The 3,729-nt window shown below is 58.1% G+C and carries 6 protein-coding genes; 2 read left to right on the top strand and 4 right to left on the bottom strand.

The genetic code is table 11. From position 1 onward, the window contains the following. Nucleotides 1–4: 4 nt before the first annotated feature. Entirely contained in the window at nucleotides 5–613 is a 609-nt protein-coding gene (locus P1U71_RS17435) for a hypothetical protein (RefSeq protein WP_301106948.1), read from the bottom strand. Nucleotides 614–753: 140 nt separating this feature from the next. Further along, a complete protein-coding gene (locus tag P1U71_RS17440; RefSeq protein WP_301106949.1) occupies nucleotides 754–1,005 on the bottom strand; it encodes a hypothetical protein in 252 nt (83 codons plus the stop codon). Between the two features lie 195 nt (nucleotides 1,006–1,200). Between P1U71_RS17440 and P1U71_RS17445 the strand changes: the two genes are divergently transcribed. Next, nucleotides 1,201–1,539, top strand: coding sequence for a PilZ domain-containing protein (locus tag P1U71_RS17445; protein WP_301106950.1), 339 nt, complete (start codon nucleotides 1,201–1,203; stop codon nucleotides 1,537–1,539). Between the two features lie 5 nt (nucleotides 1,540–1,544). Here P1U71_RS17445 and P1U71_RS17450 read toward each other — a convergent pair whose 3' ends face one another. Beyond that, nucleotides 1,545–1,802 (bottom strand): hypothetical protein, encoded by a 258-nt coding sequence (locus tag P1U71_RS17450; protein ID WP_301106951.1) that lies wholly within the window; start codon nucleotides 1,800–1,802, stop codon nucleotides 1,545–1,547. A gap of 173 nt (nucleotides 1,803–1,975) precedes the next feature. Between P1U71_RS17450 and P1U71_RS17455 the strand changes: the two genes are divergently transcribed. Further along, entirely contained in the window at nucleotides 1,976–3,250 is a 1,275-nt protein-coding gene (locus P1U71_RS17455) for a pentapeptide repeat-containing protein (RefSeq protein ID WP_301106952.1), read from the top strand. A 15-nt stretch (nucleotides 3,251–3,265) separates the two neighbouring features. On the opposite strand, the gene P1U71_RS17460 is transcribed toward P1U71_RS17455, so the two are convergent. Then, nucleotides 3,266–3,568, bottom strand: a complete 303-nt coding sequence (locus P1U71_RS17460; protein ID WP_301106953.1) for a hypothetical protein — start codon at nucleotides 3,566–3,568, stop codon at nucleotides 3,266–3,268. Between the last annotated feature and the right edge of the window lie 161 nt (nucleotides 3,569–3,729).

A 3,729-nucleotide genomic window follows, 5' to 3' on the forward strand; every position in this document is an offset into this window, starting at 1 on the left:
GCCCTCACGTCCGGAGGGCGTCGCTTTCGTCCGTCGTCTCGCTCGGTGGGGCGAGGAGGTTTTGGCTGCGGGCGTTGAGGCGGGAGGGGAGTTGCAGGAGCCCGGTCGGCACACGGATTTCCTTGGGCAGATACGACCAGACAAGCAAGGTCAGCAGCACGCTGAACGGCGAAAGCAGCAGGCTCAGCATCGCCCAGGTGATCACGCCTGCGCCGAGGCTGGTGATATTCTCGGAGCCTTCCAGCTGCGAGATCAGCACGATCAGCACGGCGAAGGCATGCGGAATATACAGCCCGATCATCAGCGCATCCATAAAGCGCCGCTCTTTCCGGCGGTGCCAGACACGCTGATAAAGCCGGACGGTCACAAAAGTGAGCGGCGCAAAGAAAAAGAGGAGCAGCCCCGCCGTCCCGAGAAGGGAGAATATCCACCCGAGCCCCGTCATATTGCGCAGGAAAATATCGATCAATACCGTCACGCCGGCAAAGAACAGCGCGGCCAGAACCGGCGCAGCGACAATCCACCGCTCGGCGCGGGAACTGGCCTTGACGCGCTTGATCACGGCCTGCCGGAGCGGCGTCAGTTTTGCTTTAAGATCAGATAAATGCGGCATTTTCTACACAACAACATCTTTTGGAACCGCGACGATTGCCGACTATCCGGGATATGCGATCCAGATGTACCACATCCGTCATATTTGCCAAGCCTGATTTTAGTCTGCATCCGGCCGGTCGCGCGGCAGTCGCAGCGGCGCTAACGCGGGCCGAGGCCGCCGATAATGCCGGAGATTTCCTTGAATTCATGTGACAGTGCCTTAAGGGTTTTCGCCTGCTCCTGGCGGCTCGCCCCCTCCTGCTCCGTCTCCGTGGTCTCAAGGATCAGATCGAGCGCGGCAAGATTGGCGCCGGTCGCCCGGTCCGCGATCGATTTGCGGTTAAGCCGGGGCGCTTTGTCGAATTCGGATTTCAATCCTTCAACGAGCGAAGCCAGTTCCTGTTGCCGCATGACGAACCCTTTCCTGATAATTGCCACCCAAGAATAGAGCGAGAGGGTGAACGAAAGGTTAACAAAAGGCCTCCTAACGCCAGTTTATGGCGATTTCCGGGCAATGCAAACGACTTCTTAACCAATCTTCGCGAGACTGCGTCTTTAACCCCCCGGCGGGGCGCACGAAATCGCCCCCTCGCCCCAGGAGACAGCATGACCACGACCAAAGCAGAAAACCGCCGCGCCCATCGCCGCATTATGATGACCGGGGAGACAGAGATTGCCCATGACGGGGCCCGCCTGCCCGCGCGCATCCTGAATATTTCCCTCGGCGGGGCCGGGCTGCAGATGGATATGCGCCTGCCGGACGCCACGGAAATCAGCGTCGAGATCGAGAATATCGGCCTTATCCCCGCGCGCATTGTCCGCCAGATGGAGGACGGCGTCGGGATCAGGTTTGAATTTTCAGAAGAGAAGGAACAGGCCCTGATCCGGCAGATCGCCGGTCTGGTCGCAGCCAAGCGCCGGGAGCAGTTCTACGTGGTGAGCTGAGGACCTCAGCCGCCCTGGCGTCCGGCATGGAGCACCTGCTTGGCGTCTTTATGGAACATCTCCGCCAGTTCATATTCCTTGCGCAGGTCGAAAATTGATTTCTTCAGGTCGTCTGCCTTGAGTCCGCCATCCACCGAAAACTCGACAAGCGGCGCCGCGCCCGCGTTCGCCGCCAGATGAAAGCCCATACGCAAATAGGCTTCGCGGCGGTTCCGCACCCAAATCTCCAGCGCATCAACCTGTTCCTGGGTTACTTCAAACATTTCTTTTCGTCCTCGGCGTTGTCTCGTCAATTAAAAGCAGAATGCAACCAACTATTAACCTTGTCTGTTTATAAAAATCAGATGACAGGTGATTACTGTCCTAAAGTATGTGAGATAAATGTTAATCTAGTCTTATCAAAGACAAGACAGGATTTGGACAAAGAGAGTACCGCATGACATCAATGACGCCGCAAGAAATCATGGAGATGCTGGCCGAGCACGGAAAATGGCTGGCAAACCCCAAAAAAGGCGCCCAAGCGAACTTCAAGCATGCCGATTTCACCGGGGCGAATTTCGCCGGAGCCAAGCTCCAGAAATCCTGCTTGTCCGGTTGCAAACTCTCGCGGTCCATCTTTCGCGGGGCCAACCTGATTTCCGCCGATCTCTACGCCGCGGACCTGACCAAGGCGGATTTGCGCGACAGCCTTCTTATTCGCGCGGATTTACGCGGCGCGGAGCTGAAGGGCGCGAAGCTGAACGGCGCGAACCTGCAGGAAGCGGACTTTCGCGGCGGCTCCCTCATTCTGTCGGGCGGCGAGACGGTCACCTTCCCCGCAAGCAACCTCTCCAACGCGGAGATGGAGGAAGTGGTCGCGGAAAAAGCCAATTTGAACGGCGCCAATCTTTCCGGCGCGGCGCTCGGGAATGCGAATTTCGCCTATTCCCAGCTGCGCGGGGCGAACCTTGCCAATGCCGACCTGCATGGCGCGGGCTTCATGGGCTCGGACATGTCGGGCTGTGACCTGTCCGGTGCCGATCTTGCCGGCGCGGATCTTTCCAATGTCAATCTGTCCGGTGCGAAGGTCGAGGGCTGCAATTTCGAGGATGTGAAGCTCGACGGCGCGAAAACGGAAAATGTCGATTTCTCCAAATCCAAATCGGTCGCCGCGCATCTGGTGCCGGAGCCGGAATCAACCCCGCTCCCGCCGAATTTGCAGGCGATCTTGAAAACGCATTTCCTCTGGGTGGAGACAAATGGCCTCAAGGGCGAGCGTGCCGACCTGTCGGGCATGGACCTTTCCGGCATGGATCTTTCCGGCTGCGCCATGAGCGGCGCGACCATGAAGGGCGCCAACCTCAAGGGCACCAATCTTCGTGGCAGCCAGACCGTGATGAGCGATATGTCCCAATGCATCATGGAGGATGTGGACCTCACCGAGGCGATGATGGAGGGGGTCAATCTCTCCCGCTCCAACCTGAAAAATGCGCAGATGAAAGGCGCGATCCTCACCGCCGTGGACCTGAAGGGTCCGAACGGGGAGCCGCTGGGCAAGAAATGGCCCGCCAACCTGTCGGCGGCGAGCTTTATGGGCGCGGACCTCGAAGACGCGGACATGACCGACGCCAACCTGATCGACGCCAATTTCAAGGGTGCCAAGCTAAACGGCGCCATTTTCGACGGCGCCGACATGGAAGACGCCCAGTTCGACAAGAAAGTCAGCGCCTAGGGGCGACCCCTCAGTTCAGTGAATCTTCTGGTCGCCGGTGCCGCTGGCGACTTCGTAGACATGCACGAAATAGCCGGCCATCGGGTTGCGGTCCAGATACTCGATCAGGTAATCGCGGGCGGCGGAACTCGCATCCGGGATCACATACTGCCACAGCGGCTCCATCGGGCTGGTGTTTGTGTCATGATGGGGGATACTGATCGTGCCGGCCCAGTTCACGTCGAACCCGTTCAGGTAATTCTCGGCGTAATGACGAAAGACGGCGGCTTCGTCGATATTCACCCCGGCTTTATTCTCGAAACATAGGCGCAAATTCATGAGTTCTCTCCCGTCACTATGGATCACGGCAACCGCCATGGATATCATGGCTATATGTAGTGACATGTTGTGGAAAATGAAAGGGATCGGGACGCGGCCGGTTATTGCCGGTGGTATCCCCTAGGAGAATCGAACTCCTCTTTCCAGAATGAGAATCTGAT

The organism is Sneathiella sp. (assembly GCF_029233945.1).
GTDB lineage: Bacteria > Pseudomonadota > Alphaproteobacteria > Sneathiellales > Sneathiellaceae > Sneathiella.

What these genes read in the sequence shown, in the direction of transcription:
- P1U71_RS17435 (WP_301106948.1), bottom strand. Translation starts at nt 613, where the DNA reads ATGCCGCATTTATCTGATCTTAAAGCAAAACTGACGCCGCTCCGGCAG.
- P1U71_RS17440 (WP_301106949.1), bottom strand. Translation starts at nt 1,005, where the DNA reads ATGCGGCAACAGGAACTGGCTTCGCTCGTTGAAGGATTGAAATCCGAA.
- P1U71_RS17445 (WP_301106950.1), top strand. Translation starts at nt 1,201, where the DNA reads ATGACCACGACCAAAGCAGAAAACCGCCGCGCCCATCGCCGCATTATG.
- P1U71_RS17450 (WP_301106951.1), bottom strand. Translation starts at nt 1,802, where the DNA reads ATGTTTGAAGTAACCCAGGAACAGGTTGATGCGCTGGAGATTTGGGTG.
- P1U71_RS17455 (WP_301106952.1), top strand. Translation starts at nt 1,976, where the DNA reads ATGACATCAATGACGCCGCAAGAAATCATGGAGATGCTGGCCGAGCAC.
- P1U71_RS17460 (WP_301106953.1), bottom strand. Translation starts at nt 3,568, where the DNA reads ATGAATTTGCGCCTATGTTTCGAGAATAAAGCCGGGGTGAATATCGAC.